Genomic DNA, 25055 nt, shown 5'->3' with positions numbered 1-25055 from the left:
CTGCGGGTCGATCTTGTGGTGAGAACTCCCTATCGGGGGACCCCACGCTCTCACCAGCACCGCGCAGATTGTCCGATATGAGCGTGTCGCGCTCACGTCGCGCTACGATCTTGCTGAGATCACCTCACTGTTCCCACACGTGATCGACGCGCGAGGCTGCGCCGAGGTTCCCGCGAGTCGCCCGTTTCCCGCGCGCGAGTCGCCCGTTTCTGCCGCGCGAGTCGTCCCCCTGGTTCCGCGGTGGCCTGCCCATGGCGTCAGTCCCGCGGGACCTCGCGTTCGATCTCCTCCAGCCAGATCCGTGCCGACACGTCCGAGGGGGCCCGCCAGTCGCCCCGCGGCGACAGCGACCCGCCCGCCGACACCTTCGGCCCGTTCGGGAGCGCCGAGCGCTTGAACTGGCTGAAGCTGTAGAAGCGCTGCGCGAAGACCTCGAGCCAGTGCCGGATCTCGGCCAGCGAGTAGGCGGGGCGCTCGTCGGTCGGGTAGCCGGCGGGCCAGTCGAAGCGGTCGGGGTCGTGCCAGGCGTGCCAGGCCAGGAACGCGATCTTCGACGGGCGGAAGCCGTAGCGCAGCACGTGGAAAAGGGTGAAGTCCTGCAGCGAGTACGGCCCGACCTTCGCCTCGCTGCTCTGCACCTCCTTGTCCTCGCCGGTGGGCACGAGCTCGGGCGTGATCTCGGTATCGAGCACGTCGGTGAGCACGTCGCTCACCTCGGCCTCGAACTGCTTCGACGAGACGACCCAACGGATGAGGTGCTGGATGAGCGTCTTCGGCACGCCGCCGTTGACGTTGTAGTGCGACATCTGGTCGCCCACCCCGTAGGTGGACCAGCCGAGCGCGAGCTCCGACAGGTCGCCGGTGCCGAGCACGATGCCGCCGCGTTGGTTGGCCGCGCGGAACAGGTAGTCGGTGCGCAGGCCCGCCTGGACGTTCTCGAACGTCACGTCGTAGACCGGCTCGCCCTGGGAGAAGGGGTGCTCCAGGTTGGTGAGCATCAGCTTCGCGGTCTCGGTGATGTCGAGCTCCTCGAAGGTGATGCCGAGGGCCTCGGCCAGGCGCGTGGCGTTGCCCTTCGTGCGGTCACCGGTGGCGAACCCGGGCAGCGTGAACCCGAGGATGTCGCTGCGTGGGCGGCCCTGCCGGTCCATCGCCTTGGCCGCGACGATCAGCGCGTGCGTGGAGTCCAGCCCGCCGGACACGCCGATCACGATCTTGGGCTGGCCGATCGCGCGCAGCCGCTGCTCCAGACCGGCCACCTGGATGCTGTAGGCCTCGTAACAGTCCTGCTCCAGCCGCGACTCGTCGGCGGGCACGAACGGGAAGCGCTCGAGCTCCCGGCGCAACCCGATGTCGCCGCCGGGCGGGTCGAGCCGGAACGAGACGCTCCGGAACGCGTCGGTGCGGTCGGCGAGGTGGCGGCGGTTGTCGTCGAACGTGCCCATCCGCAGCCGCTCGGCACGCAGCAGGTCCAGGTCGATGTCGGCCACCGACCTGCGCTCGCCCTGCGGGAAGCGGTCGGTCTCGGCGAGCAGCACACCGTTCTCGTAAATCATCGTCTGGCCGTCCCAGGCGAGGTCCGTGGTCGACTCGCCCTCGCCCGCCGCTGCGTAGACGTAGGCGGCGAGGCACCGCGACGCCGCTGAGCGGCACAACAGCTTCCGGTCCTCGGCGCGGCCCACCGTGATCGGGCTGCCGGACAGGTTGGCGAGCACGGTCGCCCCCGCCAGCGCGGCCTCGGCGCTGGGCGGCACGGGCACCCACATGTCCTCGCACACCTCGACGTGCAGCACGAAGCCGGGCACGTCGTCGGCGGCGAACAGCAGATCCGGTCCGAACGGGACGTCAGCCTCCCCGATGCGGATCGTCGCGCGCACGTCGTCGCCGGGGGCGAGCTGGCGGCGCTCGTAGAACTCCCGGTAGGTCGGCAGGTACGACTTCGGCGCCACGCCGAGCACGCGGCCGCGGTGGATCACCACCGCCGTGTTGTAGATGCGGTGCCGGTAGTGCAGCGGCGCACCGACCACCAGCACCGGCAGCAGGTCGGCCGAGGCGGCGACGACCTCGGCCAGCGCGTCCTGGACGGCGTCGAGCAACGTGTCCTGCAGGAGGATGTCCTCGATCGAGTAGCCCGTGAGCGTCAGCTCCGGGAACACCGCCAGTCCCACGTCGTCGTCGTGGCACTCGCGCGCCGCACTGACGACGGCGGCGGCGTTGGCGGCGGGCTCGGCGATCGTGGTTCGGATCGTGCACGCGGCGGCCCGCAGGAAGCCGTGGCGGTACGGGGAGCGGAAGTCCATGGGCGGGCTGCGGGGCCTTTCTCCTCGGGACGGGGTGACGGGCCGCAGTCTGCCCGATCACGCAGCCCTTGTCCTGCGGCGGCGGAAGGCGCGACGGCCTGCGTCAGGAAAGCCACGTTCCGGACGTTGAACGGCAGGAACGTGGCTTTCCTGAACGCCCTTGAGCATTGACAAGATGAGTCTTTACGTACAAAAATCTCCTCGCATGAAGGATGTGCTGTATCTCGACCGGATCGAGCAGGCGGAGGCGTTGCTCAAGCCGCAGCGGGTCGAGGTGTTGCGCCGGCTGGCGGATCCGCGGTCGTGCACGGAGGTCGCGGCCGATCTCGGCCAGACGCCGCAGTGGGTCTACTACCACGTGAAGCGCCTGGTCACGGCCGGTCTCGTCAGGCAGGTGGACGAGCGCCGGGTGCGTGGGATCCGGGAGGGCGTCTACCAGGCCACGGCCCACTCCTACTGGCTCTCCCCGGGCGTCGTCGGACGCATCGGCGCGCGCCGCACCCGCGACGACCTGAGCCTTGGCCACCTCCTGGACCTCATGGAGGAGGTCCAGGGCGACGTCGCCGCGCTCGACGCCACCGCGGGCACGGTGGCCGCCCCGGAGCTGCCCTCGATCGGCGTCTCCGGTGAGATCCGCGTCCGGCCGGAGCAGCGCCCGCAGTTCCTCGCCGACTTGCAGGGCGCGTTGCAGGACCTGTTCACCCGCTACGGGGGCGCCGAGGGCGACGCGTTCAAGCTCGCCGTCGCCTGCTACCCGACGTACCCGAAGGAGACGACGCCATGAGCGAGGTCGTGCGGCTCCGCGCCCGCGCAGGCGCCCCGGTCGCCGACGTCCACCGCGCCCTCACCGACGCCGCACAGCTGCGCGTGTGGCTGGCTGAGCACGCCGAGGTCGACCTGCCGGACCGGTACGCGTTCTGGGGCCGGTACACCCCCGAGGGCGATGTGCCGCGCCAGCGCCCGCTGCACGTCGACGACCGCACGGTGCGGTTCGCCTGGCGGATCGGCGGCGAGGACACGACCGCCGAGTTCCGGCTGGAGGAGGAGGGCGCGGCCGCGACGATCGTGTCGCTGGCACAGACCCACGTCCCGCCGTGGAGCGAGGCAGCGGCCGAGGCGGGTCCGCGCGCCGTGCTGTTCACGTTCTGGTCGCTGGCGATCGCGAACCTCGTCGACCACCTGGAGGGCCGCGAGCTCACCCCGAAGGTCGACTTCACCTCGCCGGTGATGCGCGAGCAGGTGGTCGTCGCCGCGCCGCCGGACGCGGTGTGGCGCTCGCTGGTCACGCCCGCCGAGCTCCGCCGGTGGTTCGGCGTGACCGTCGACATCGAGCCGCACGTCGGCGGCCGGCTGGCGATGGGTGGTTTCGACGCGGTGGCGGAGCCCGCCCGGATCGTCGACCTCGAGCCCGGTCGCAGCCTCACCGTCGACTGGGGCTCGATGGTGTCCACCTGGGAGCTGGAGGGCACCGAGGGCCGCACCCGCCTCACGTTCGTGCAGAGCGGCTTCGACGAGCAGCACCCGCCCTATGCCGGGTGGCTCGGCGGTGTGGCCGGGCTCGGCCGCTACCACGAGCTCGCCGACTGGCAGCCCATCTGGCTCGACCTGGAGCCGGGCGTCCCGTCCGGCGTCATCGCCACCGACTGACCCGGAGGTACCGCGATGTTGCTCGAAGGCAGGAACGCCGTCGTCTACGGAGGCGGCGGCTCGATCGGCGGCGCGGTCGCGCGGGCGTTCGCCCGCGAGGGCGCGACGGTCTTCCTGGCCGGCCGCACCCTCGCCACGCTCGAGGCGGTGGCCGCGGACATCCGCGCCGCGGGCGGGTCCGCCGAGACGGCGCAGGTCGACGCGCTCGACGAGGCTGCCGTCGACGCGCACGCCGACACCGTGGCGGTGCAGGCCGGGAGCCTCGACATCTCGCTCAACGTCATCCAGCACGGCGACGTGCAGGGCACGCCGATGGTGCAGATGCAGGTCGCGGACTACCTGCGGCCGGTCGCGACGGCCGTGACGACCACGTTCCTCACCGCGCGGGCCGCCGTGCGCCACATGGTCCGGCAGGGCTCCGGCGTGATCCTGATGTTCGGCGGCTCGGGCGACCCGATGCGCGGGTACCACCTCGGCGGCCTGCAGACCGCGTTCGAGGCGCTCGAGTCGATGCGCCGCCAGCTCGCGTCCGAGCTCGGCGCGTCCGGGGTGCGGGTGCTGACCCTGCGCACCGGCGGCGTGCCCGAGTCGATCTCCCCGGACGTCGACGGCCGGGACGCGATAGCCGCCGAGATCGAGAAGCAGACCATGCTCGGACGCGCCGCGACGCTCGCCGACGTGGGGAACGCCGCCGCCTTCGCCGCGTCCGACCGGGCGCGGTCGATGACGGCGGCGACGATGAACATCAGCTGCGGGGCGCTGATCGACCACTGCTAGGAAGGGGCGAATGGACCGGAACATCCGCACGGTGGACGACGTCCTGAGGCTCCTGGACGGCCTGTTCACGCCGGAGGCCGACCGCTGGACGAACGACGCCGCCTCCTGGTGGGACGGCTTCTACGCGGACCGGTCCAGACCGGTCCCGTTCTTCGCGGCCGAGCCGGACGAGAACCTCGTGTCGTACCTCGACCGCGGCCTGATCACCGCCGGTCGCGCACTCGACCTGGGGTGCGGGGCGGGACGCAACGCCCTCCACCTGGCTTCGCGCGGCGTCGAGGTGGACGCGGTCGACCTGTCTCCGGCGGCCATCGCCTGGGCCGAGGAGCGTGCCCGCGGGGCCGGCGTCGAGGTCCGGTTCCACTGCGGGGACGCCTTCGCCCTGGCCGGCACCGAGCTCGCCGGGCCGTACGACCTGATCTACGACTCCGGCTGCTTCCACCACCTGCCGCCGCACCGCCGCATCAGCTACCTCGCCCTGCTCGACCGGCTCCTCGCCCCGGGCGGCCTGTTCGCCCTCACCTGCTTCGCCGCGGGTGCGATGGGCTCCGAGATCCCCGACGCGGACCTCTACCGCCGGTCCCGCCTCGACGGCGGCCTCGCCTACACGCCGGAGTCCCTGCGCTGGATCTTCTCCGACCTCACGGAGGTCGAGCTGCGCCGCATGCACGACGAGCCGCCGGAAGCGGCGTCCTTCGGGGAACCGTTCCTCTGGACGGCGCTGTTCCGGCGGTAGCGGCTAGCCGCGGCGGAAGAACGCGTTCGCCCGCGGCCGGAACATCAGGACGAGCGCGGCGAGCACGGCCACGACGTGGAACAGCCGCAGCCCGGCGGCCAGCAGGGTCGGCCCGTCGGCCGCCCCGAGGAACGCCGGGACCGAACCGCCCGCCGTCCACCACGACAGGGGTTCCACGACCAGGGAGAGGGTGCCGACCCCGCCGAGCAGCACCGCCACGACCCAGCGGACGGCGTCGCGGCCGGTGCGCAGCGCCAGCACCAGTGCGGTGAGGGTCGCGTAGATCGTGAAACGGACGGCCAGGTCCGCCGGGGCCGGCGGATCGGGCATGGCGAACCGGACCAGGGTCTCGGCCACCCCGGCGCCGATGGCGGCGAGCCACAACAGGATCGAACGGCGGACCGGGACGGGAACGAGTTGCCCGCGGCTGGGCGCGGAGGACGTGGTCATGGTGCAGAGTGTTCGCCTGCGGATCGGCGGTTTCAGGCCGGTGAGCCCCCGGAGCGGACCGGAGGAGAACCCGAACCCGTCGCGGCACCGGCGAGCCGACTGCCGATCGGGAAGGGTCGACGCGAGGAGGCGCCGTGGACGTCGTCGTCGTGGGGGCCGGCCCGGCCGGTGCGACCCTGGCCCTGCTGCTGGCCCGGCACGGGGTCCGCGTGCGGCTGCTGGAGCGGGAGGCGTCCGTCGGCGGGGCATTCCGCGGCGAAGGGCTGATGCCGCTGGGACTGGATGCGCTGCAGCAGATGGGGCTGGGCCCGGTGCTGCGGGAAGTGCCCGGGCGGCCCGTCGAACGGTGGCGGATCGTCATCGACGGTGCCGAGGTGTTCACGATCCCGGAGCCCGTTGCCGAGCTGGGGGACCGGGCGTTCCGCATCGCGTCCCCCGGCGCGCTGCTGGAGGGGGTCCTCGCCGTGGCCGCGACCCATCCGGTCTTCGCCTTCCACCCGGACACCCGGTTCGCCGACGTCCTGCGCGCGTCGGACGGCCGCGTCGTCGGGGTCCGGGCGGTCACCGGAGGCAGCGAGCTGGAGTGGCCCGCCGACCTCGTCGTCGGCTGTGACGGCCGCGGTTCGTCCGTGCGCACCCGTTCCGGGCTGTCCCTGGAGCAGGCGCGGGAGAGCTACGACGTGCTCTGGTTCGCAGCACCGGCGCCCGCAGCGCTGCGCGACCGCTGCGAGTTCCTGATCATGGTGCGGGCGGGGTGTCATCCCCTCGTCGCCTACCCGTCCTGGGACGGCCGGCTGCGGTGCGGGCTGATCATGCCCAAGGGCGGGCTCGCGGAGTTCCGCCGCGACGACTGGCTGCCCGCCGCCCTCGCGTCCGCCCCGGGATGGCTGGCCGGCGACGTCCTCGCCCGCCGCGCTGACGTCTCGGCCCCGGTCCGGTTGAACGTGCTCGTCGGCCGAGCGCGAACCCGAGGTGCTGCGCGCACAGCAGCTGCAGCGCCGGGAGGCGCGGGGGCAGGGCGACGCGCGCGCATCGAGCCGCCGCTATGCGCTCGCGAAGCGTGGGGCGGGCCTGCTCGGCAGGTACCGGTGGGCGCAACGGGCGTGGCTGCGGCGCCAGCACGAGCTGCGCTTCGGCTCCACCCCGGTCGCCCTGCGGCTGCCGTCGCCCTGACCGGGCTCAGGCGCTCTCGCGCAGGACGAGCTCCGACCCGAACACGGTCGCCTCGGGGACGGGAGCGCTGTCGATCACGGCGGTGGCCGCGGCCGCGGCGATCTGCTCGACGGGGTGCGTGGCGGTGGTCAGGGCGGGCCCGCTCAGCGCAGCGACCGGGACGTCGTCGAAGCCCGCGACGGCGATGTCGCCCGGGACGTCCACGCCGCGGGCGCGCAGCGCGGCGATCGCGCCGAGCGCGGTGGCGTCGCACGCGGCGTAGATCGCATCGGTGTCGGGCCACCGGCTCAGCACTTCCAGGGCGCCCGCGTGGCCGCTCGCGGCGGTGAAGTCGCCGGCCACGATGCGCACCGGCAGCCCGGCGGCGAGGAGCGTGGCGCGGTAGGCCGCGGCGGGCCGTCGGGTGCAAGGCAGCCAGTCCGGGCCCGTGATCATCGCGATGCGCCTGCGGCCCGAGGTGTACAGGTGCCGCACGATGTGCCCGGCGCCGCCGCTGCCGTCGACGTCGAACATCGGGACGGCGGCAGAACCGGTGCCGACGGACACGATCCGCCCGTGCAGCGCGGTGGGGACCGCGTCGATGAGCGGCTCGGTCGGGTTGATCAGGACGACGCCGCGGACGCTGCGGTCGGCCGCGAGCCGGTCCAGCAGGCGGGCCCCGTCGAACGGCAGCCACTGCAGTGAGACACCGACGCCGTGCGGGTCCCCGACGAGCGCCGCCGAGCTGACGACGCGGGAGACGTACGCGTCGCGGAGCACCTCCGGGGTCGGCCCGGCGACGGCGACGACCAGCCGACTGCCCGCGCCGCCGGCCAGGGCGCGGGCGAGAGGGTCGGGCGAGTAGCCGAGCTGTTCGGCAACGGCGCGGACCCGCTGCCGGGCGGGGGTGACCGGCCCTGCCCCGATGAGTGCGCGGGACGCGGTCGCGCGCGAGACGCCGGCCGCGCGCGCGACGTCCTCGAGGGTGACCGCGGCACGGGATCGCCTGCCCATGCTCGGCACACTACCCAGGCAGCTCCCGTCCGCCGCCGGCCTCGTGCCGTGTCGGCGAATCAGCGGACGGCTGCCCGCAGCTCCGAGTACCGGGACTTGAGAGCGACGTCCTTGTTGAGCGGGTCGTGCGCCTCGTCCGGCTCTGGTTGCGCGGCGATCCCCACGGCGTTGAGCACGCCGAACATGCGCACCAGGTGGGCGATGCGGGCCTCGTCGCCGTCCATCGGGCGCTGTGCCCCGGTCGCCATCGCGAGGGTGCGGTCGACCCACAGCACCTCGCGGTGCAGGCCCGCCTCCTGCAACAGGTCGCGCAGCCGGTCACGCAGCTCGACGGGGGAGAGCTCGCGCCAGTCGGCGAGGGTCTGCGCGTCGATCGGGAACAGGACGTCCCGTTCGTGGAGGTGGACCAGCTCGAGGGCGTAGGCGTGACCGTAGGTGCAGTAGCGGCACCCGTTGTGCAGCGAGACGGTGACCGCGACGAGGTGGGTGCGCAGCGGGCCGAGCACCCGCAGCGTGCGCTCGTAGCGCGGCATGTTCGCGGCGAACCAGACGATCGCCCGGAACGGACCGAGCTGCTCGACCATGGGGGCCATCAACCGCGGCGGAAATCCCCAGAGGCTGCGGCCTAGCGACTCGAGCAGACCGACGGCGACACCGTCCCACCTGCCAGCCGCCATGGTCCGACCCCTCCGACTCACGGTGATCTCGGAATACCTCGCAGAACGCCCGGATAGAGGATGCCCACTGAGCGTGCTGTTGCACGTGCATTCGGTGATTTAGAGCTGATCGGACTCCAATATTAGGCCGAACGCCGCACCTATCGACGATTGGCGATCCGCCGTCCGTACTCACGGGTGCGGCGCGCGAGCGACGGCGCCAGGGGTGCGATGAGGGCGTCCAGCACCCTGCCCACCGGCGGGACACGCGTCAGTCGGGCAAGGCCGAGCAGGTGGGGCACGGCCGCACTGCGCGAGTGGTATGCGGTGAGGCACTTCTCGATCTGGACGGCCACCCACTCCGGCGGCACCCCGAACGAGAGCTTCCGCTCGCTGTCGTCCTCGTCGGGTCGTGCGCCGAAGGCGCGCGCCAGCCACTCGGTCCGCACCGGCCCGGGATTCACGCTGTGGATGCGGACATCGCGGGGAACCTCGCGGCGCAAGGCCGTGACGAGCCCGTCCACACCCGCCTTGGTCGCCGAGTACAGCGCCAGCGGCGGGATGGGCGCCCATGCCGCCGCCGAGGACAACATCACGATGTCGCCGCCCGCCCGCCGCAGGTGGGGCAGCGCGAGGCGGGTCAAGTCGGCGACTGCGGTCAGGTTGACCGTCACCATCTGCTCGATCGACGCGGCGTCGAGGTCCATGAGCGGGCCGACCCGGCCCACGCCGGCATTGTTGACCAGCGCGTCGAGGCGGCCGTGTCGGTCGATCACGGTCTGCACCAGCTGTTCCCGGTCGTCCGCGTCGACGAGGTCGCACGCCACGCCGTGCACCTCGCCGGGCAGCCCGGCGACCACCGTGCGCAGGCGCTCGGCGTCGCGGGCGCACGTCACCACGCACGCGCCCCGCCGGGCCAGCCGCGCCGTCGCCACGCGCCCGATCCCCGACGTACCGCCGGTCAGCAGAACGACGCGGCCGCGCAGCTCACGTGCCATGACCTCGCAGTACCCGGTTCCGCCACCCGCGAACGTGATCAGGCCGGTACGGGGCCGGTGGCCCCTGACAGGTGAAAGCCGGACGGTGCCTACTCCGATCGCGACCGCCGGGAGGTCGGTAGCGCCAGGAGGGCGTACACCACGAACCCGATCACCAACCCGACGGCCCAGCTGTAGTCGTAGAGCGGTTTGAGCACCGGGATCAGGCCGTCCGCGGGGAACGGGCCGCTGCCCTCCGCCGAATAGGCGCCACCGACGGCAGCCACCGCGCCGAGCACCGTGGCCACCAGTGCCCGCATGTTCCATCCACCGGTGAACCAGTACCGGCCGCCGGGACGGTAGAGGTCCACCAGGTCGAGGTGCGTGCGGGCCACCAGCCAGTACCCGGCGACGAGCACGCCGGCCACCGACGCGAGCACGCCGCCGTAGAACCCGAGCCAGGTGAAGATGTAGATCTGCGGGTCCGACACCAGCCGCCAGGGCTGGATGAGGATGCCGATCACGCCGGTGAGCAGCCCGGCCGTGCGGAAGTTCAGCAGGCGGGGCAGGGCGTTGGAGAAGTCGTAGGACGGGCTGACGACGTTGGCGGCGACGTTCGCCGAGATCGTGGCGAGCACCGCCATCAGCAGGCCGATGACCACCACGACGGGGCTGGAGAACCGGCTCGCGACCTCCACCGGGTCCCAGATCGCCTCGCCGTAGAGCACGACCGTGCCCGAGGTGACGACGATCGAGACCATCGAGATGAACGACATGGTGGTCGGCAGCCCGTACACCTGCCCGAGCATCTGCTTGCGCTGGCTCCCGCCGAAGCGGGTGAAGTCGGGCATGTTCAGCGAGAGGGTGGCCCAGAACGCGATCATGCCCATCAGCGCGGGTGCGAAGACCGCCCAGAACTCCGGGCCCCAGCCCAGCTCGGAGGGCTGCGCGAAGATCGGACCCAGCCCGCCGACCTCGACGACGACCCAGATCAGCAGCGCCAGGAACGCCACCGTGACCAGCGGCGCCGCCCAGTTCTCGAACCGCCGCAGCGCCTCGATGCCGCGCCAGATGATCGCCATCTGGATCAGCCAGAACACCGCGAAGGACAGCCAGACCGTCCACGGGTACCCGCCGAACCCGGGAGCGTCCGTCCACCCGGAGCCGATGAGCTGGCCGACGACCACGAAGATCGCCTGACCGCCCACCCAGGTCTGGACGCCGAACCAGCCACAGCCGATGAACGCCCGCAGCAACGCCGCGAGGTTGGCCCCGCGCAGCCCGTAGAAGGCGCGGGCGAACACCGGGAACGGGATGCCGTACTTCGTGCCGGCATGGCTGTTGAGCAGCAGCGGGACCAGCACGATCAGGTTGGCCAGCGTGATGGTGAGAAACGCCTGCAGCCAATTCATCCCGAGCGCGATCAGCCCGGACGCGAGCAGGTAGCTGGGGATGTTGTGCGCCATTCCCATCCACAGCGCGGCGTAGTTGTAGGTCGTCCAGGTCCGCTTCGGCAGTGGGGTGGGCAGCAGTTCCTCGTTGACGAACCGGCTCTCGCCGATCACCGAGCGGTCCGTCAGGTCGACTCTGCCGAGCGCGTCACTGTCCTGCGAGGCGCGGGGGGCTACGGTCGTCATGGTTCACCCTCAACTCATCGCCGGAACGACGTGCCGGCCGTAGGCCTCGATCGTGGCGTCCTGCGCGTCGTGCATGTCGTACACCGCGAACTGGTGCACCCCGAGCTCCCGCAGTTGCCGGAGCTTCTCCACATGTGCCTCGACGGGCCCGAGCAGGCAGAACCGGTCGACGATCGCGTCGGGTACGAAGTCCGTGCTGGGGTTCCCGCTCCGCCCGTGGTGGCGGTAGTCGTAGCCGTCGCGGCCCTTGATGTACTCGGTGAGCTCCAGCGGCACCATGTCCGAGCCCTCGCCGTAGCGGCTCACGAGGTCGGCCACGTGGTTGCCGACCATCCCGCCGAACCAGCGGCACTGGTTGCGGGCGTGCTCGACGTCGTCACCGACGTAGGCTGGCGCGGCCACGCAGATCGTGACGGAGTCGGGGTCGCGCCCGGCCCGGGAGGCGGCGTCGCGGACGTGCTTGACCATCCACTCCGTCAGGTAGAGGTCGGCGAGCTGCAGGATGAAGCCGTCCGCCTGCCGCCCGACCATCTCGAGCGCCTTCGGCCCGTACGCCGCCATCCACACCGGGAGGCGGCCGTCGCGCACCCACGGCAGCCGCACCGGCGTGCCGTCCACGTCCACCTCGCGGCCCTCGGCGAGCTCTTTGATCACGTGCATGGACCGGCCCAGGTTCGCGAGCGTGTTGGGCTTGCCCCCGGTCACGCGCACCGCCGAGTCGCCGCGGCCGATGCCGCACACCGTGCGGTTGCCGAACATCTCGTTCAGGGTGGCGAACGTGGACGCGGTGACCGTCCAGTCCCGGGTGGACGGGTTGGTCACCATCGGCCCGACCACCAGGTGCTCGGTGCGGGCCAGGATCTGCGAGTGGATGACGAACGGCTCCTGCCAGAGCACGCAGGAGTCGAACGTCCAGCCGTAGCGGAAGCCGGCCTGCTCCGCCCGGCGCATGCGCTCGACCACGGCGGAGGCGGGTGGGTCCGTCTGCAGTACGAGACCGAAGTCCATCCCGAGCGGAGCTTGCGGAGCGAGCATCGATGCAGCCCTCCTCAGGATCCGGAACTCGACGGAAAGGCGAGGTCGAGGCCGCGGACGGCCGGCGCGGGCCACCGGGTGGTGACGACCTTCCCGCGCGTGTGGAAGTGCACGCTGTCGGTGCCGTAGACGTGGCTGTCGCCGAACAGCGACGCCTTCCAGCCGCCGAAGGAGTGGTAGGCCACCGGCACCGGGATCGGCACGTTGATCCCCACCATCCCGGCCTGCACCTCCTGCTCGAACAGCCGCGCCGCGGCGCCGTCGGAGGTGAACACGGCCGCGCCGTTGCCCCACGGGCTCGCGTTGACCAGCCGCATCGCGTCGGCGAACGTGTCGGCGCGCACCACCGACAGCACCGGGCCGAAGATCTCGTCGCGGTAGGCGTCCATCTCCGGGGTCACGTGGTCGAGCAGGCTGACCCCGACGAAGTGCCCGTCGCCCGCAGTGCCCTCCACGACGACCTCGGCGCCCTGCGCACGGGCCTGCGGGACGTAGGCGGCCACGCGGTCGCGGTGCTCGGCCGTGATCAGCGGGCCCATCTCCGACGACGGGTCCTCGCCCGGCCCGACGCGCAGCGACCGCGCCCGCTCGGCGATCTTCGTGACCAGCTCGTCGCCGATCCCGCCCACCGCGACCACCACCGACACCGCCATGCAGCGCTCCCCGGCCGAGCCGTAGCCCGCCGAGACCGCGCTGTCGGCGGCGAGGTCGAGGTCGGCGTCGGGCAGCACCACCATGTGGTTCTTCGCGCCGCCGAGCGCCTGGACCCGCTTCCCGTTGCGGGTGCCGGTGTCGTAGACGTATCGCGCGATCGGCGTGGAGCCCACGAAGCTCACACCGGCGACGTCCGGGTGTTCGAGCAGCCGGTCGACGGCCACCTTGTCGCCGTGGACCACGTTGAGCACGCCCGGCGGCAGCCCCGCCTCGGCCATCAGCTCGGCCACCCGCAGCGCCGCGGACGGGTCCTTCTCGCTCGGCTTGAGGACGAACGTGTTGCCGCACGCGATCGCGATCGGGAACATCCACAGCGGCACCATCGCCGGGAAGTTGAACGGCGTGATGCCGGCGACCACGCCGAGCGGCTGCCGGATCTCCCGAACGTCCACGTCGGTCGACACCTCGTGCGACGCCCCGCCCTTGAGCAGCTGCGGGATCCCGCAGGCGAACTCGACGACCTCGATCCCGCGGGCCACCTCGCCCAGCGCGTCGGCGTGCACCTTGCCGTGCTCGGCCGTGACCAGCCGCGCGATCTCGTCGCGGTGGCGGTCGAGCAGTTCTCGGTAGGCGAAGAGCACCCGGGTGCGGGTGGCGAGCGACGAGCGCGACCACTCGACGGCGGCCTCGGTCGCGGCCGCCACGGCGAGGTCGACGTCCTCGCCGCCCGCGAGCAGCACGTCGGCGGTGTGCTCGCCGGTGGCGGGGTCGGTGACCGGTGCGGTCCGCCCGGACCTCGCGTCGACGATCTTCCCGCCGATCAGATGTCCAACGGTCTTCATGCGGAGCCCCTCAGAGGTAGTCGCAGGTGGAGCGGCGCAGGTAGTGCCCACGGCCGGGCCGGCCGAAGTACCGGCCGTCGTCGACGATCACCTCGCCGCGGGAGAGCACGGTGTGCACGCGGCCGGTGACGCGCTTGCCCTCGTAGGCGGAGTAGTCGACGTTCATGTGGTGGGTCTCGGCGGAGATCACCTGCTCGGCGTGCGGGTCGTAGACCACGATGTCGGCGTCCGCGCCGGGCGCGAGCGTGCCCTTCCGCGGGTGCAGCCCGAACATCCGGGCCGGCGCGGTGCTGGCCAGCTCCACCCAGCGGCGGCGGGTGATGTGCCCGTCCACCACGGCCTGGTGCAGCAGGTCCACCCGGTTCTCCACGCCCGGCATCCCGTTGGGGATCTTCGAGAAGTCGTCGCGGCCCATCTCCTTCTGCCCCTTGAAGCAGAACGGGCAGTGGTCGGTGGAGACCACCGACAGGTCGTCGGTGCGCAGTGCCCGCCACAGCGCGGCCTGGTTCTCCCGCGGGCGCAGCGGCGTGGAGCACACGTACTTGGCGCCCTCGAAGTCCGGCTTCGCGAGGTCGTCGGTGGACAGGAACAGGTACTGCGGGCAGGTCTCGGCGAACACCGGCAGCCCGGCGTCGCGGGCCGCGGCGAGCTCCGCCACCGCCTCCTGCGCCGAGACGTGCACGACGTAGAGCGGTGAACCCGCCACCCGCGCCAGCTGGATCGCGCGGTGGGTGGCCTCGGCCTCGAGCAGCGCGTGCCGGACGTCGCCGTGCACGCGCGGATCCGTCCGGCCGGCGGCGAGCGCCTGCTGCACCAGCAGGTCGATCGCGATGCCGTTCTCGGCGTGCATCATCGTGAGCGCGCCGTTGGCGGTGCCCTGCTGCATCGCGCGCAGGATCTTGCCGTCGTCGGAGTAGAACACCCCCGGATAGGCCATGAACATCTTGAAGCTGGTGACGCCCTCGCCGACGAGGATGTCCATCTCCTTCATGGACTGCTCGTGCACGTCGGAGAGGATCATGTGGAAGGCGTAGTCGACGGCGCACCTGCCCTCGGCCTTCGCGTGCCACGCGTCCAGCCCCTCGCGCAGCGAACTCCCGACCGTCTGGATCGCGAAGTCGACGATCGTGGTGGTGCCGCCCCAGGCCGCGGCCGCGGTGCCGGTCTCGAACGTGTCGCTCGCGTAGGTGCCGCCGAAGGGCATCTCCATGTGCGTGTGCGGGTCGACGCCGCCGGGGATCACGTACTTCCCGCTCGCGTCGATCACGCGGTCGGCGCTCCCGGCGAGCCCGGAGTCGGGGGCGAGCAGCCCGACCACCCGCTCGCCGTCGACGAGCACGTCGGCCGTGACCTCGTCGGTAGCGGAGATCACCAGGCCGTTCCGGATCAGCGTCGTACTCATGCGATCACCCGCCCCGCCTCCTGGAAGGCGGCGACCAGCACTGCCGCGCCTTCCGTCGCCTCGTCCTCGGTGATCGACAGCGGCGGCGCGATCCGCAGCACGTTCCCGTGCAGGCCCCCCTTGCCGATCAGCACGCCACCCCGCCGCGCGGCCTCCAGGGCCTCGGTGGCCGCGGCGGGCGACGGGCGGCCGTGCGCGTCGACCAGCTCGACGCCGAGCATCAGCCCGCGCCCGCGGACGTCGCCGACCACGGGCAACCGGGCGGCCGCGTCGTCCAGGCGGGCCCGCAGGACCGCTCCGACGCGGCGGGCGTTGCCCTGCAGGTCGTGGTCCAGCGCGTAGCGCAGGTTTGCGAGCGCGCCGGCGGTGGTGACCGGGCTGCCGCCGAAGGTGGAGATGGAGTTGGCCGGGACGCTGTCCATGATCTCGGCGCGAGCGACCACCCCGCCGATCGACAGCCCGTTGCCCAGCCCCTTCGCGAACGTGATCATGTCGGGCTTCGCGCCGTCCTGGGCGTGCGCCTGCCAGCCCCAGAAGTGGTCACCGGTGCGGCCCCACCCGGTCTGCACCTCGTCGGAGATCCAGAGGATGCCGTGCCGGTCGAGCACCTTCTTGAACTCGCCGAGCAGTCCGTCGGGCGGCATCGAGAAGCCGCCGACGCCCTGGATCGGCTCCGCGATCAGGCAGGCGACGTTGTCCCGTACCTGGCCCAGCACGTCCTCCAGGTCGGCCACGCACGCGGCGATCAGGTCCGCGTCGGACAGCTCGGCGAGCGGCTGGCCGGGGCGGCGGGTGCCGTGCACGTAGAACGTCTGCACCGGGGAGAGGCTGGTAGGGGACCAGCCGGAGTTGCCCGTGATCGCGACCGAGGAGAACGACCGGCCGTGGTAGCTGTTGCGCAGGGCCAGCACCTGGTTGGACGCGCGGTAGCCGGTGGCGAGCAGCAGCGCGGTGTCGGTGGCCTCGGTGCCGCTGGAGGTGAAGAAGACCTTCGGGTCGTCGATGCCCGACAGCTCCGCCACCTGCTCGGCCAGCTCGATCATCGGCCGGTTCAGGTAGAGCGTGGAGCTGTGCAGGATCTTGCCCGCCTGCTCCGACACTGCCGCCGTGACCTCCGGCAGCGCGTGCGCCGTCATCGTGGTGAGGATGCCGCCGAAGAAGTCCAGGTAGCGGTTGCCCTCGGCGTCCCAGACGTGGCGGCCCTCGCCGTGGTCGATCTCGATCGGCTCGGCGTAGTAGGTGGACAGCCAGGACGGCAGCACGGCCTGGCGGCGCTTGTGCAGGTCGGCGTGGGTCCCGTTCATCTCCTCGCTCCTCACGCCTCGGTCAGCGGGCCGTAGGCGTCGGGACGGCGGTCGCGGTAGAACGCCCACTGCTGGCGGACCTCGTCGATGAGGTCGAGGTCGAGGTCACGGACGACCAGTTCCTCCTCGTCACCGCTGGCGACGTCGCCGACGAACTGCCCGCGCGGGTCGACGAAGTAGCTGGTGCCGTAGAAGTCGTTGTCGCCGTACTCCTCCACCCCGACGCGGTTGATCGCCGCGACGAAGTACTCGTTGGCGACGGCGGCGGCCGGCTGCTCGAGCTTCCACAGATACGACGAGAGCGAGCGGCTCGTGGCGCTCGGGTTGAACACGATCTGTGCGCCCGCGAGCCCGAGTGCCCGCCAGCCCTCGGGGAAGTGCCGGTCGTAGCAGATGTAGACGCCGACCCTGCCCACCGCGGTGTCCCACACGGGCCAGCCGAGGTTGCCGGGACGGAAGTAGAACTTCTCCCAGAAGCCCTTCACCTGCGGGATGTGGTGCTTGCGGTACTTGCCGAGGTAGTTGCCGTCGGCGTCGATCACCGCTGCGGTGTTGTAGTAGAAGCCCGAGGCCTCGACCTCGTACACGGGCACCACCAGCACCATGCCCAGCTCCTTGGCGAGCGCGCACATCCGCTGCACGGTGGGCCCGTCGGGCACCGGCTCGGCCCAGCGGTAGTGCTCGGCCTCCTGCACCTGGCAGAAGTACGGGGCGTTGAACACCTCTTGGAAGCCCATGATCTTCGCGCCCTGGGCCGCGGCGGCGCGAGCGTGCTGCTCGTGCGCGTCGACCATCGAGGCGGTGTCGCCGGTCCACTTGGCTTGCACCAGTGCGGCGCGGACGAGGTTCGGCATGCCAACTCCCCAGCGAGTGTGCGACTGTGACCGGGACCATATTGTTCGGTCGAAGGTGTGGCAATATCCCTTTTGTTACCGAACAAAAGTGGAGGACGCGGGGATGGACGGGCAGACCTCGCCCGCCGCGCTCATCGCGGCGAGCGCGGAGAGCCGTTCGGCGGCGGGGATCGCGGCCGCCGTCAACCGGCTGATCAAGTCCGGGGAGCTGTCACCGGGCACCCGGCTGCCCACCGTGCGGGTGCTGGCCAAGGCCCTCGGCACCAGCCCCACCACCGTGAACGAGGCGTGGCGCTCGCTCGTCCGGGTCGGGTCGGTGCGCACCAACGGACGCAACGGCTCCTTCGTGGCCGACGGGCACCGCGGCGGCTGGCCGAGCCGGTTCTGGCGGATCGCGGGCGCGGCGGGCGACTTCCCGCTGGACCTCTCCGCGGGTGTGCCCGATCCCGCGCTGCTCCCGCCGTTGCACGAGGTGCTGCGCCGGACGCGCGGCGAGCCGCAGCTCTCGGGCTACCTCGACGCCCCGGTGCTCCCGGAGCTGGAGCGCGCGATCCGGGCCGGCTGGCGCGGTGTCGGGGAGCCGGAGATCGTCACGGTCGTCGACGGGTCGCTGGACGCCGCCGACCGGGTGCTCACCGGGCTGCTACGGCTCGGCGACCGCGTGCTGGTGGAGAACCCGACCTTCCCGCCGTTCCTGGATCTGCTGGAGCTGATCGGGGCGCAGCCGGTCCCGGTCGGGATCGACGGCGAGGGCATGCGCCCGGACGCGCTGCGGGCGGCGCTGGACCAGGGCGACGCCGCGGTGCTGCTGCTGCAGCCGCGGGCGCACAACCCGACGGGCGCGAGCATGAGCCGGGCGCGCGCGGCCGAGCTCGCCGCGGTGCTGAACGCGGCACCGTCCTGTGTGGTGGTGGAGGACGACCACGCCGGGGACGTCGCCGTCGCGGAGCCGGTGAGCCTGGCGACCCACCTGCCCGACCGGACCGTGCTGATCCGCAGCTTCTCGAAGTCCTACGGCCCGGACCTGCGGCTGGCGGCCGTGGGCGGTCCCGCCGAACTGCTCGAACCGATGATCGCCCGCCGCAACCTCGGCCCCGCATGGTCGTCGCGGCTGCTCCAGCAGCTGCTGGCCGACATGCTCGCCGACGCCCGGTGCGTCGCCGCCGTGGCCCGAGCCCGGGAGGTGTACGCGCAGCGGCGCCATGCGCTGGTCGATGCGCTCGCGCAGCGGGGTGTGCCGGTGCTCGCCCGCGACGGGTTCAACCTGTGGGTCCCCGTGGCGCACGAGCGGGACGCGCTGGTGCTGCTCGCCACGCAGGGGATCGGCGCCGCACCCGGCCAGCCGTTCCTGGTCGCGCCGGTGGGCGGGGACCACCTGCGGGTCACCGCGGCCGTGCTGGAGGTGGAGCACGCCGGCGAGGTGGCGGACGTGCTGGCCGACGCGGCCGTTCCGCGGAACGGGCCCTGGCGCCGGTAGCAGGCGCGATCATGGGCAGCGGGTCGTCAGTGGATCTTTGGAGCGAGCCTCAGGCCATGATCAGCGCTGATCCGTGCGGGCTTCCCCCGAGCGCTCGCAGAATGCGTTCCGAGTGGTGCGCAGGATTCTTCGGGCAGACCCAGCTCGCCCGGCCGTCGAGCCAGGTGGCGTGTGGAACGTGTCGGGAGGCACGAAGTGGCCGAACCGTTGTGCTGCTCGGCGCGGCGGTGTGTGTGCCGTGCCGGTCCTGGCGCCGCAGGACTCAGACGCCGGGGCCGAGGGCGTAGCCGAGTTTCCGCATGGCCGTTCGCACCTTGTCCTCGCCGCCCGGGGCGAGCAGCAGGTGCCGGTCGCCGATCCGGGTGCAGTGCGCCCGCAGCGCCCGGTCCTGCGCGAGCAGGGTGGCCACTGCGACGTCGGCGCACTCGATGATGCGGCGCATGCCCAGGTCGCGGACCTGGCGGGTGCGAGCCGCCACATCGTCGAGGAGGGTGCGGACGGTCGCGGGGACGTCGTGCACGGCGCGCTCGGTCAGGAACGACCGGAGGTCCTCGATGCTCCGGCCCGTGTCGGCCGCGGCGAGCAGGCTCACCGCCGACAGCGCCCAGACCCGGTCGGACGTGCGGCCGGCGTAGGCGTCGAGGACGATCGCGTCGGCGACGGGCAGGTCCGCCGTGGCGACGACGTCGAAGTTCGCGAGCACCTGGATCCCGCGCTCCGGTGTGGCCCGGGCGGGGGGCTCGTAGGAGGCCGCCAGCCCCGCGGCGTAGGCCCCGAGCGGGTTCAGCCGGACCGCCAGCAGCCCGTCGTAGCGGCTGAGCGCGTCGAGCCAGTCGGCGCCCCACAGGTGCCGGAAATCGTCGCGGGCGCGGGCCGCCGCGGTGTACTCGACGTCCACGAGGCCCAGGGTCGCCGCATACTCGAACAGCACCGCGAGGGTGTAGCGGCCCTCCACGATCGGCCAGTCCCCGAAACCTTCGTAGCCGAGGCTGCCGTACTGCGGGTCCTCGATGTAGAGCCGCCACAGCGCCCGCTCACTGCGCGCGATCGTGAGGGGCGGGCCCTCCTTGCGTATCGTCGCGAACAGCTCGTCGATGCTGACCCACTCTTCCGACGGGCAGCAGGCGAGGGCGGCGGCCACGGCTTGCCGGCGCGGTTTCGCCGCCGTCAGGACGTTCGTCGTCCGCTGCCCCTTGATCTGGTCGACGCGGCTGAACTCGTCGATCGGGGCGTGCTGCGGCCAGCGCGTCCAGATCTGGCGAATCGCCTTCTCGGGCGCGTCGGACAGGGCCTTGCGGCCCTTCGGGGTCAGCTGCAGCCGGCCGCCTTCGAGACGCGCGAGCCCTCCGGCCTGCACGAGCAACGGCCAGGCGAACGCGGCGATCGGCTCGTCCGGGTAGAAGTCGCCCTGCTGCAGCGCGCCGGCTACGGCCGTCACGGTGGCGGCCGACGGCCGGAAGGTCTTCTCGCTGCACCGGAGCCTCCCGGCGGCGCACAGCTGCAGGACGGCGTGGACGTTGGTCAGCGCCTCGGACTCGGTCGGCCGGAGCATCGGGTCATCCGTGGGCACGGGACGACCGTAGCGCTGCGGATTGCCGGCTGCGGTGCTTCATCAGCACCTTGCGGGCCGCCTTGGCCACGGCCTTCACCCGATGACCGCTGCCGAGCGCTTCGAGCACATCGGGCACCCGCGGGTGGTCGAGCCGCCAGACCTCCTCGAGGATCCCGATCGCGACGTCCGGTGTCCCGTCGCCGAAGTGGGCGGCGACCTCCGACGGTCCGGCGACGTCCAGGGCCGCGGCGAGGACGTCGACCAGGCCGGAGGTGTACCGGACGGGATCCACCGTGGCGGGGTCGATGGCCTGCTTGCCCATCAGGAAGTGCAGAACGACCCCGTCGTGGGGGCCGCCGAGGTGGGGACGCAGTGCGTCGACGGAGCGGTCGGGGGCGATGTCGTCGAGAGCTCCGATGCCGGCCAACGCAGTGAGTGTGTCGCGGTCCTCGCCGGTGAACTCGGCGGCCAGCGACCGGCCGGCGGTGGCGCCGTCGCGCTGCGCCGCGAACCACTCCGCCACGTCCCGCCGGAACTCGTCCTCGTCGAGGACACCGGCCAGGTCGGCGATCGCGGCGGCATCGGCCGTGGCCGGCTCCGGACGGACGATCACCTCGACGCCGACCTGCCGCAGCAGCTCGATCGTGACCGGCACCCCCGCCGCGGTGAGCGCGACACGGCCACCCCGCTGGTGCGGCCGGCCGCAGTCGTCGCACGCTTCCGCGGTGGCTCCCTCGACCGTGAGGACGCCCAGGTCCACGAACCGTTCGACGTGGCCGTCGGCGAGACCGATGAGCGGGGCCGCCATGAAGTCGGGAAGCCCGGGCAGCGCGCCACCCACGAGATCGGCCATCATCAGGCCGATCACGTCCCGCTCGAGGCCCGTGCCGCCCGCGCGGAGCAGCTGGGCGAGCAGACCGACCGCGGCCTCGTCGACGATGCCGTGGAGCTGGCCGAAGACCGGGAACAGGAACGTGCGCCGCGGCCCGCTCAGCCCGGCGCCGACGGCAGCCACCACCACCTTCTCGTGGGCTGCGCACTCGTCCAGCGCGGCGAAACGCGCCACCGCGACCAGCTTGCCCCGGTGCCGCCGCACCGCCCCGGCGTCGACGGCAAGGTCGACGAGCCTGCTCAGCTCGGGCAGGTCCTCGGCGGATCGCAGCTTCTCGACGCCGCTGGGCGCGTCACCGGTCCCGAGCGCGTCGACGAGGTGGCGTGCGTCGGCCAGCCGAAGGTTTCCCTTCGACGTCAGCGTCCGCCCCGGCGACGCGCAGTAGCCGGCGAGGTCCCGCAGTTGCCGCATCACCGGTGCGGCGCGGACCGCGGCGAGCCGGTCGGCGTCGGACGGCAGCCGGACCGGCCCGATCGGGGGCGGCTCGGTTTCGTCCCCGGCCAGGTGTGCGAGCGCCTCGCCGACCGCGCCGGGTGGCAGCTCGGGCAGCTGCCGCAGCAGCGTCGCCATGCCTTCCAGGGACTCGTCGGCGTCGGGCTCCAGCCCACCCATCGACCCGAACAGGCTCTTGGCCATCCCGAAGTTCGCCGGGTTGCCCATCTCCCGCACGAACGCCGCGACGTTGCTCTCGCAGTGCCGCCGGATCGCGGACGGCGCCGCGCTACCGGGCCCGAGCATCCCCGTGTGGGCGAGGAACTCCACGAACCCGGCCACCGACAGTGGGATATCGGCGCAGTCCGCAGGCGAGGCCGACAGCTTGCGCGGGCACCATTCGAACAGGAACTCGTGCACATCCGGGACCGTCCACCGATCGAGCCTCCCGTCGGCGTAGGACCACTTCCAGTCCATCAGCAGGCCCGCGTCGTTCGGGTCGCCGGGCACATCGTGCGTGTTCAGCCACTGCGCGAACTGCTCACCGAGCTGGTCGCGCCGGGCGAAGTAGGCGTCCTCGTCCTCGGCGTCGAACTGCATCCGCATCGGGCCAGTGTGGCGAACCCGGAAGCCGGCGATGAGCCGGGTCACCGGGTCGGCCGTGACCAGCAGGAAGCGCGCCGGTGCGCCCGATCGCGCGTCAGGGGAGGGCGGCGAGCGCGTCCGCCAACCCGGGGTAGGCGGCGTCCTCGGCGAGGATCTTCTCCAGGTCCGTGCGGGCCGCTGCCCTCCGATTCTGCGCGAGGTTCACCTGCCCGCGTTCCAGCAGGGCGCGGTGACGCACCGCCACAGCCCGGCTGCGCACCCGCATCGCTTCCTTGATCGCCTCGCGGGCGGCCTCGTGGTAACCCAGCTGCGCGAAGGCGCGACCGCGGAGGACGAGCAGCAGGGCGGTTGCGTCGTCGGCGTTGTCGATGCCGTTCGTCAGATCCACGACGTCCTGGTGCCGGTCGGCGTCGCTGTAGAGCTCGACCAGGGACAGCGCGGCCGGCGCCATCGGCTGCGCCTGCTCGACCGTCCAGATCGCGGTGTCCAGGTCGCCCCCCGCCTGGTGCAGTTCGGCGGCGGCGAGATGGACGACGTCGTGGTGGAGACCCAGGTGGGCGACGACCCCGGCGGCGATCTCGACGGGCCACGTCCGCTCCGCGAGGTACTTCGTGGCGAACGGGTGCCGGCCCAGCCCCACCGGTCCCTGCGCGACCACCCACGCCAGCAGCTCGCGGGCCCGCTCGGGGTCGCCCGTGCCGTCCGCAAGGTGCTCGACGTGCAACAGCCCGTCGAGTGCCGCGGCGAGGACCCGCACCACGGGCTCGCTGCGGCCGTGGGCCCTGGCGACCGCGGCGAGCCGCGCCGGCCGGCCGGCCTCGACGGCGTCGAACAGGTCCTTCTCCCAGGACGGTGCCAGCAGACCGGGCTTCGGTGGCCGCGGTGCCGGGCGTGCCGGAGGCGACGGTCGGCGGGGCGTGGCACGACTGCGCGGCGCGCGCACCGTGCTGCTGTGGCTGAGCCCGGTGCCGGGGATGCCGACCGTCCGGCTGACCCGCCCGTTCGCGTGCTTGGTGACGCGGAGTCCCCGGCCCCCGACGGAGTAGCCGACCCCGCTGCGGCTGATGTTCAGCCGAACCCCGGGCATGATCTTGATGCTGGTGCGCATCCGGAAACCCACTGCGTTCTCCTACAGTTCGTATCCGGCCGGAACGGGTGGGTTCCGCCATTCGACCGAGGGCGGCGGATCGGCCGGTACCGGCTCGGGTTCGGAGTCGCCGATGTCGACTCCGAAATCGCGGGCGAGCCCGGCGAGGCCGTCGTGGTGTCCCTGCCCCACCGCGCGGACCTTCCACACGGCGCCGCGGCGGTACAGCTCGACGGTGACGACCGCGGTCTCCGGGCCGAGACCGTCGACGCGGTAGCCGGCCAGCAGCCGCGCACCGCCGCGTTCGGACACCTGCACCTGCAGCGGCTGCAGGTCGGCGAACGACCTTCCGTGCGGGGCGTCGAGGCTCACCGCGAACGCCACAGCCTCCACACCCGGATCGAACCCGACCAGATCGACGGTCACGCGGTCCGTCGTCGAACCGTCCCGGTTCACCCGCTTGCCCTCGTGGACCACGCGCTGATCCCCCGAGGAGGGCTGGTTGTAGAAGACGAAGTCCGAGTCGTCGCGCACCCGGCCGCCGGCGAGCAGCAGCGCCGACAGGTCGGCCTCGACGCCCGGTCGGGGAACCCAGCTGCAGGCGACCGTCAGGCCGTCGACGGCGGGGAGGGTCACGTTCGCGCCCTTGGCGAGTTGCACGTCGCCATACTCCTCGATCAGCGGAGTGGCCGGGCGGATCAGCCGTCGAGCGCGACGGTCGCACCCGCGGACCACGGCGACTCGTGCAGCTCGATCGCCATCGGCACGAGTCCTTCCGGCACGTCGAACACGACGCTGCCGTTGACGCTGTTGCCCGGGTTGATGTTGTTCAGGAACGACTCGCTGTCGGGAAGGTTCATCACGGCGGCGCCACTGTCGGCGTCGAACGTCCGGCCCTGCGCGTCGAGAAGCTTCTGGCTGCTACCCGAGAACAGCTCCGCTTCGCTGCCGATGTTGGTGACGGTGACATGGACCAGCACGTAGCTGCCCTGCGCCTCGGACTGGAGGAAGCTCTCGCCGAGCCTCTCGATCCCGGTCTCGACGCTGGTGACCGTGAACGCGAACGACCCGTCGCGCACCTCCTCGCCGATCCGTGCCGCTGCCGTCTCCACGCCCGGGGCCTGGGGTGGGCTGTCGCCGCTCGGCGCGGAGATCGCAGGTGCATCGTCGACGGCACTCGAGGCCGCGGAAACGGCGGCGCCGAAGGCGGCGGCATACACGATGCAGACGAGCAGGCCGACGGCCGAGCACACCAGTCCGGCGACGGCGAGGCCGGTGTTCGTCGCCCGGCTCGCCCTCGCCTTGGCCAGCCCGACGCCGGAGAGCACCAGGCCGAGGAGGACCAACGGCCACGCGATGATCCCGATCACCGGGATGAACGAGAAGAGCAGCCCGAGCAGGCCGAGGACGAAGCCTGCGGTGCCGAGGCCGTTCTGCGGCGGCGGAGGCGGCGGGTAGTAGGCCGATCCCGGGTGACCGGACGGCGGGAACTGCGGGTTGTACTGGTTCACGTGCTGGGCCTTTCGCCGATCGCGGGTCGGGTGACCCGGACGGTGAAATCGGTGCTGTCGA

Annotated in this window: 22 protein-coding genes and 1 pseudogene; 7 read left to right on the top strand and 16 right to left on the bottom strand. The window is 72.3% G+C overall.

Going from position 1 to position 25055, the window contains the following annotated elements; all coding sequences use genetic code 11:
• Positions 1-257: 257 nt before the first annotated feature.
• A complete protein-coding gene (locus tag KME75_RS08885) occupies positions 258-2300 on the bottom strand; it encodes an NAD(+) synthase (RefSeq protein ID WP_219414091.1) in 2043 nt (680 codons plus the stop codon).
• Between the two features lie 205 nt (positions 2301-2505).
• Between KME75_RS08885 and KME75_RS08880 the strand changes: the two genes are divergently transcribed.
• Genes KME75_RS08880 through KME75_RS08865 form a run of 4 tightly spaced genes read left to right on the top strand, consistent with a single transcriptional unit; the run spans position 2506 to position 5460 of the window.
• Positions 2506-3084 carry an ArsR/SmtB family transcription factor gene (locus KME75_RS08880; RefSeq protein ID WP_219414090.1) on the top strand — a complete coding sequence of 193 codons (579 nt, stop codon included), beginning with the start codon at positions 2506-2508 and terminating at the stop codon, positions 3082-3084.
• A complete protein-coding gene (locus tag KME75_RS08875) occupies positions 3081-3947 on the top strand; it encodes an SRPBCC family protein (RefSeq protein WP_219414089.1) in 867 nt (288 codons plus the stop codon). The genes KME75_RS08880 and KME75_RS08875 overlap by 4 nt, the downstream gene beginning before the upstream one ends.
• A gap of 15 nt (positions 3948-3962) precedes the next feature.
• Positions 3963-4724: an SDR family NAD(P)-dependent oxidoreductase gene (locus KME75_RS08870; RefSeq protein WP_219414088.1), complete on the top strand. Its 762-nt coding sequence runs from the start codon at positions 3963-3965 to the stop codon at positions 4722-4724.
• A 31-nt stretch (positions 4725-4755) separates the two neighbouring features.
• Positions 4756-5460, top strand: a complete 705-nt coding sequence (locus KME75_RS08865) for a class I SAM-dependent methyltransferase (protein ID WP_308282653.1) — start codon at positions 4756-4758, stop codon at positions 5458-5460.
• 3 nt (positions 5461-5463) lie between these two features.
• Here the strand turns inward: KME75_RS08865 and KME75_RS08860 are convergent, their stop codons facing one another.
• Positions 5464-5910 carry a hypothetical protein gene (locus KME75_RS08860; protein ID WP_219414086.1) on the bottom strand — a complete coding sequence of 149 codons (447 nt, stop codon included), beginning with the start codon at positions 5908-5910 and terminating at the stop codon, positions 5464-5466.
• Between the two features lie 134 nt (positions 5911-6044).
• Between KME75_RS08860 and KME75_RS46655 the strand changes: the two are divergent.
• Together KME75_RS46655 and KME75_RS08850 are read left to right on the top strand one after the other, a co-directional pair.
• Positions 6045-6560: pseudogene (locus KME75_RS46655) on the top strand (FAD-dependent oxidoreductase); the annotation flags it as partial.
• 322 nt (positions 6561-6882) lie between these two features.
• Positions 6883-7083 carry a hypothetical protein gene (locus KME75_RS08850; RefSeq protein ID WP_219414095.1) on the top strand — a complete coding sequence of 67 codons (201 nt, stop codon included), beginning with the start codon at positions 6883-6885 and terminating at the stop codon, positions 7081-7083.
• A gap of 6 nt (positions 7084-7089) precedes the next feature.
• On the opposite strand, the gene KME75_RS08845 is transcribed toward KME75_RS08850, so the two are convergent.
• From KME75_RS08845 to KME75_RS08805, 9 genes are all read right to left on the bottom strand, one after another.
• Positions 7090-8076 carry a LacI family DNA-binding transcriptional regulator gene (locus KME75_RS08845; RefSeq protein ID WP_219414085.1) on the bottom strand — a complete coding sequence of 329 codons (987 nt, stop codon included), beginning with the start codon at positions 8074-8076 and terminating at the stop codon, positions 7090-7092.
• A gap of 59 nt (positions 8077-8135) precedes the next feature.
• A complete protein-coding gene (locus tag KME75_RS08840; RefSeq protein WP_219414084.1) occupies positions 8136-8669 on the bottom strand; it encodes a carboxymuconolactone decarboxylase family protein in 534 nt (177 codons plus the stop codon).
• A 224-nt stretch (positions 8670-8893) separates the two neighbouring features.
• Positions 8894-9730, bottom strand: coding sequence for an SDR family oxidoreductase (locus KME75_RS08835; RefSeq protein ID WP_219414083.1), 837 nt, complete (start codon positions 9728-9730; stop codon positions 8894-8896).
• Between the two features lie 89 nt (positions 9731-9819).
• Positions 9820-11346, bottom strand: a complete 1527-nt coding sequence (locus tag KME75_RS08830; RefSeq protein WP_219414082.1) for an NCS1 family nucleobase:cation symporter-1 — start codon at positions 11344-11346, stop codon at positions 9820-9822.
• A gap of 9 nt (positions 11347-11355) precedes the next feature.
• Positions 11356-12354 carry a TIGR03842 family LLM class F420-dependent oxidoreductase gene (locus KME75_RS08825; RefSeq protein WP_219414094.1) on the bottom strand — a complete coding sequence of 333 codons (999 nt, stop codon included), beginning with the start codon at positions 12352-12354 and terminating at the stop codon, positions 11356-11358.
• Positions 12355-12395: 41 nt separating this feature from the next.
• Positions 12396-13877: a CoA-acylating methylmalonate-semialdehyde dehydrogenase gene (locus tag KME75_RS08820; RefSeq protein WP_219414081.1), complete on the bottom strand. Its 1482-nt coding sequence runs from the start codon at positions 13875-13877 to the stop codon at positions 12396-12398.
• Between the two features lie 10 nt (positions 13878-13887).
• On the bottom strand, positions 13888-15279 hold the full coding sequence (hydA, locus tag KME75_RS08815) for a dihydropyrimidinase (protein ID WP_219414079.1): 1392 nt from the start codon (positions 15277-15279) through the stop codon (positions 13888-13890).
• Positions 15276-16583 carry an aspartate aminotransferase family protein gene (locus tag KME75_RS08810; protein WP_219414077.1) on the bottom strand — a complete coding sequence of 436 codons (1308 nt, stop codon included), beginning with the start codon at positions 16581-16583 and terminating at the stop codon, positions 15276-15278. Before KME75_RS08810 ends, hydA begins: the two co-directional genes overlap by 4 nt.
• Positions 16584-16594: 11 nt before the next feature.
• Positions 16595-17437 carry a nitrilase-related carbon-nitrogen hydrolase gene (locus KME75_RS08805; RefSeq protein ID WP_219414076.1) on the bottom strand — a complete coding sequence of 281 codons (843 nt, stop codon included), beginning with the start codon at positions 17435-17437 and terminating at the stop codon, positions 16595-16597.
• Positions 17438-17525: 88 nt separating this feature from the next.
• On the opposite strand from KME75_RS08805, the gene KME75_RS08800 reads away from it, so the two are divergent.
• Complete coding sequence (locus tag KME75_RS08800) at positions 17526-18914, top strand: aminotransferase class I/II-fold pyridoxal phosphate-dependent enzyme (RefSeq protein WP_219414074.1); 1389 nt, start codon at positions 17526-17528, stop codon at positions 18912-18914.
• Positions 18915-19176: 262 nt separating this feature from the next.
• Here KME75_RS08800 and KME75_RS08795 read toward each other — a convergent pair whose 3' ends face one another.
• The 5 genes from KME75_RS08795 to KME75_RS08775 form a co-directional block, all read right to left on the bottom strand.
• Positions 19177-20484 (bottom strand): helicase-associated domain-containing protein, encoded by a 1308-nt coding sequence (locus KME75_RS08795; RefSeq protein ID WP_308282652.1) that lies wholly within the window; start codon positions 20482-20484, stop codon positions 19177-19179.
• Positions 20471-22396, bottom strand: coding sequence for a hypothetical protein (locus KME75_RS08790; protein WP_219414072.1), 1926 nt, complete (start codon positions 22394-22396; stop codon positions 20471-20473). The genes KME75_RS08795 and KME75_RS08790 overlap by 14 nt, the downstream gene beginning before the upstream one ends.
• 94 nt (positions 22397-22490) lie before the next feature.
• Positions 22491-23504: a DUF4236 domain-containing protein gene (locus tag KME75_RS08785; RefSeq protein ID WP_219414071.1), complete on the bottom strand. Its 1014-nt coding sequence runs from the start codon at positions 23502-23504 to the stop codon at positions 22491-22493.
• Positions 23505-23525: 21 nt separating this feature from the next.
• Positions 23526-24143 (bottom strand): TerD family protein, encoded by a 618-nt coding sequence (locus KME75_RS08780; protein WP_219414069.1) that lies wholly within the window; start codon positions 24141-24143, stop codon positions 23526-23528.
• A gap of 38 nt (positions 24144-24181) precedes the next feature.
• Positions 24182-24994 (bottom strand): DUF4352 domain-containing protein, encoded by an 813-nt coding sequence (locus KME75_RS08775; protein WP_219414068.1) that lies wholly within the window; start codon positions 24992-24994, stop codon positions 24182-24184.
• Positions 24995-25055: the final 61 nt, after the last annotated feature.

The organism is Pseudonocardia nigra (assembly GCF_019396355.1).
Taxonomy (GTDB): domain Bacteria; phylum Actinomycetota; class Actinomycetes; order Mycobacteriales; family Pseudonocardiaceae; genus Pseudonocardia; species Pseudonocardia nigra.
This window is presented reverse-complemented; position numbering and strand designations above follow the sequence as displayed.

What these genes read in the sequence shown, in the direction of transcription:
- KME75_RS08885 (WP_219414091.1), bottom strand. Translation starts at nt 2,300, where the DNA reads ATGGACTTCCGCTCCCCGTACCGCCACGGCTTCCTGCGGGCCGCCGCG.
- KME75_RS08880 (WP_219414090.1), top strand. Translation starts at nt 2,506, where the DNA reads ATGAAGGATGTGCTGTATCTCGACCGGATCGAGCAGGCGGAGGCGTTG.
- KME75_RS08875 (WP_219414089.1), top strand. Translation starts at nt 3,081, where the DNA reads ATGAGCGAGGTCGTGCGGCTCCGCGCCCGCGCAGGCGCCCCGGTCGCC.
- KME75_RS08870 (WP_219414088.1), top strand. Translation starts at nt 3,963, where the DNA reads ATGTTGCTCGAAGGCAGGAACGCCGTCGTCTACGGAGGCGGCGGCTCG.
- KME75_RS08860 (WP_219414086.1), bottom strand. Translation starts at nt 5,910, where the DNA reads ATGACCACGTCCTCCGCGCCCAGCCGCGGGCAACTCGTTCCCGTCCCG.
- KME75_RS08845 (WP_219414085.1), bottom strand. Translation starts at nt 8,076, where the DNA reads ATGGGCAGGCGATCCCGTGCCGCGGTCACCCTCGAGGACGTCGCGCGC.
- KME75_RS08840 (WP_219414084.1), bottom strand. Translation starts at nt 8,669, where the DNA reads ATGGCCCCCATGGTCGAGCAGCTCGGTCCGTTCCGGGCGATCGTCTGG.
- KME75_RS08835 (WP_219414083.1), bottom strand. Translation starts at nt 9,730, where the DNA reads ATGGCACGTGAGCTGCGCGGCCGCGTCGTTCTGCTGACCGGCGGTACG.
- KME75_RS08830 (WP_219414082.1), bottom strand. Translation starts at nt 11,346, where the DNA reads ATGACGACCGTAGCCCCCCGCGCCTCGCAGGACAGTGACGCGCTCGGC.
- KME75_RS08825 (WP_219414094.1), bottom strand. Translation starts at nt 12,354, where the DNA reads ATGGACTTCGGTCTCGTACTGCAGACGGACCCACCCGCCTCCGCCGTG.
- KME75_RS08820 (WP_219414081.1), bottom strand. Translation starts at nt 13,877, where the DNA reads ATGAAGACCGTTGGACATCTGATCGGCGGGAAGATCGTCGACGCGAGG.
- hydA (WP_219414079.1), bottom strand. Translation starts at nt 15,279, where the DNA reads ATGAGTACGACGCTGATCCGGAACGGCCTGGTGATCTCCGCTACCGAC.
- KME75_RS08810 (WP_219414077.1), bottom strand. Translation starts at nt 16,583, where the DNA reads ATGAACGGGACCCACGCCGACCTGCACAAGCGCCGCCAGGCCGTGCTG.
- KME75_RS08805 (WP_219414076.1), bottom strand. Translation starts at nt 17,437, where the DNA reads ATGCCGAACCTCGTCCGCGCCGCACTGGTGCAAGCCAAGTGGACCGGC.
- KME75_RS08790 (WP_219414072.1), bottom strand. Translation starts at nt 22,396, where the DNA reads ATGCGGATGCAGTTCGACGCCGAGGACGAGGACGCCTACTTCGCCCGG.
- KME75_RS08785 (WP_219414071.1), bottom strand. Translation starts at nt 23,504, where the DNA reads ATGCGCACCAGCATCAAGATCATGCCCGGGGTTCGGCTGAACATCAGC.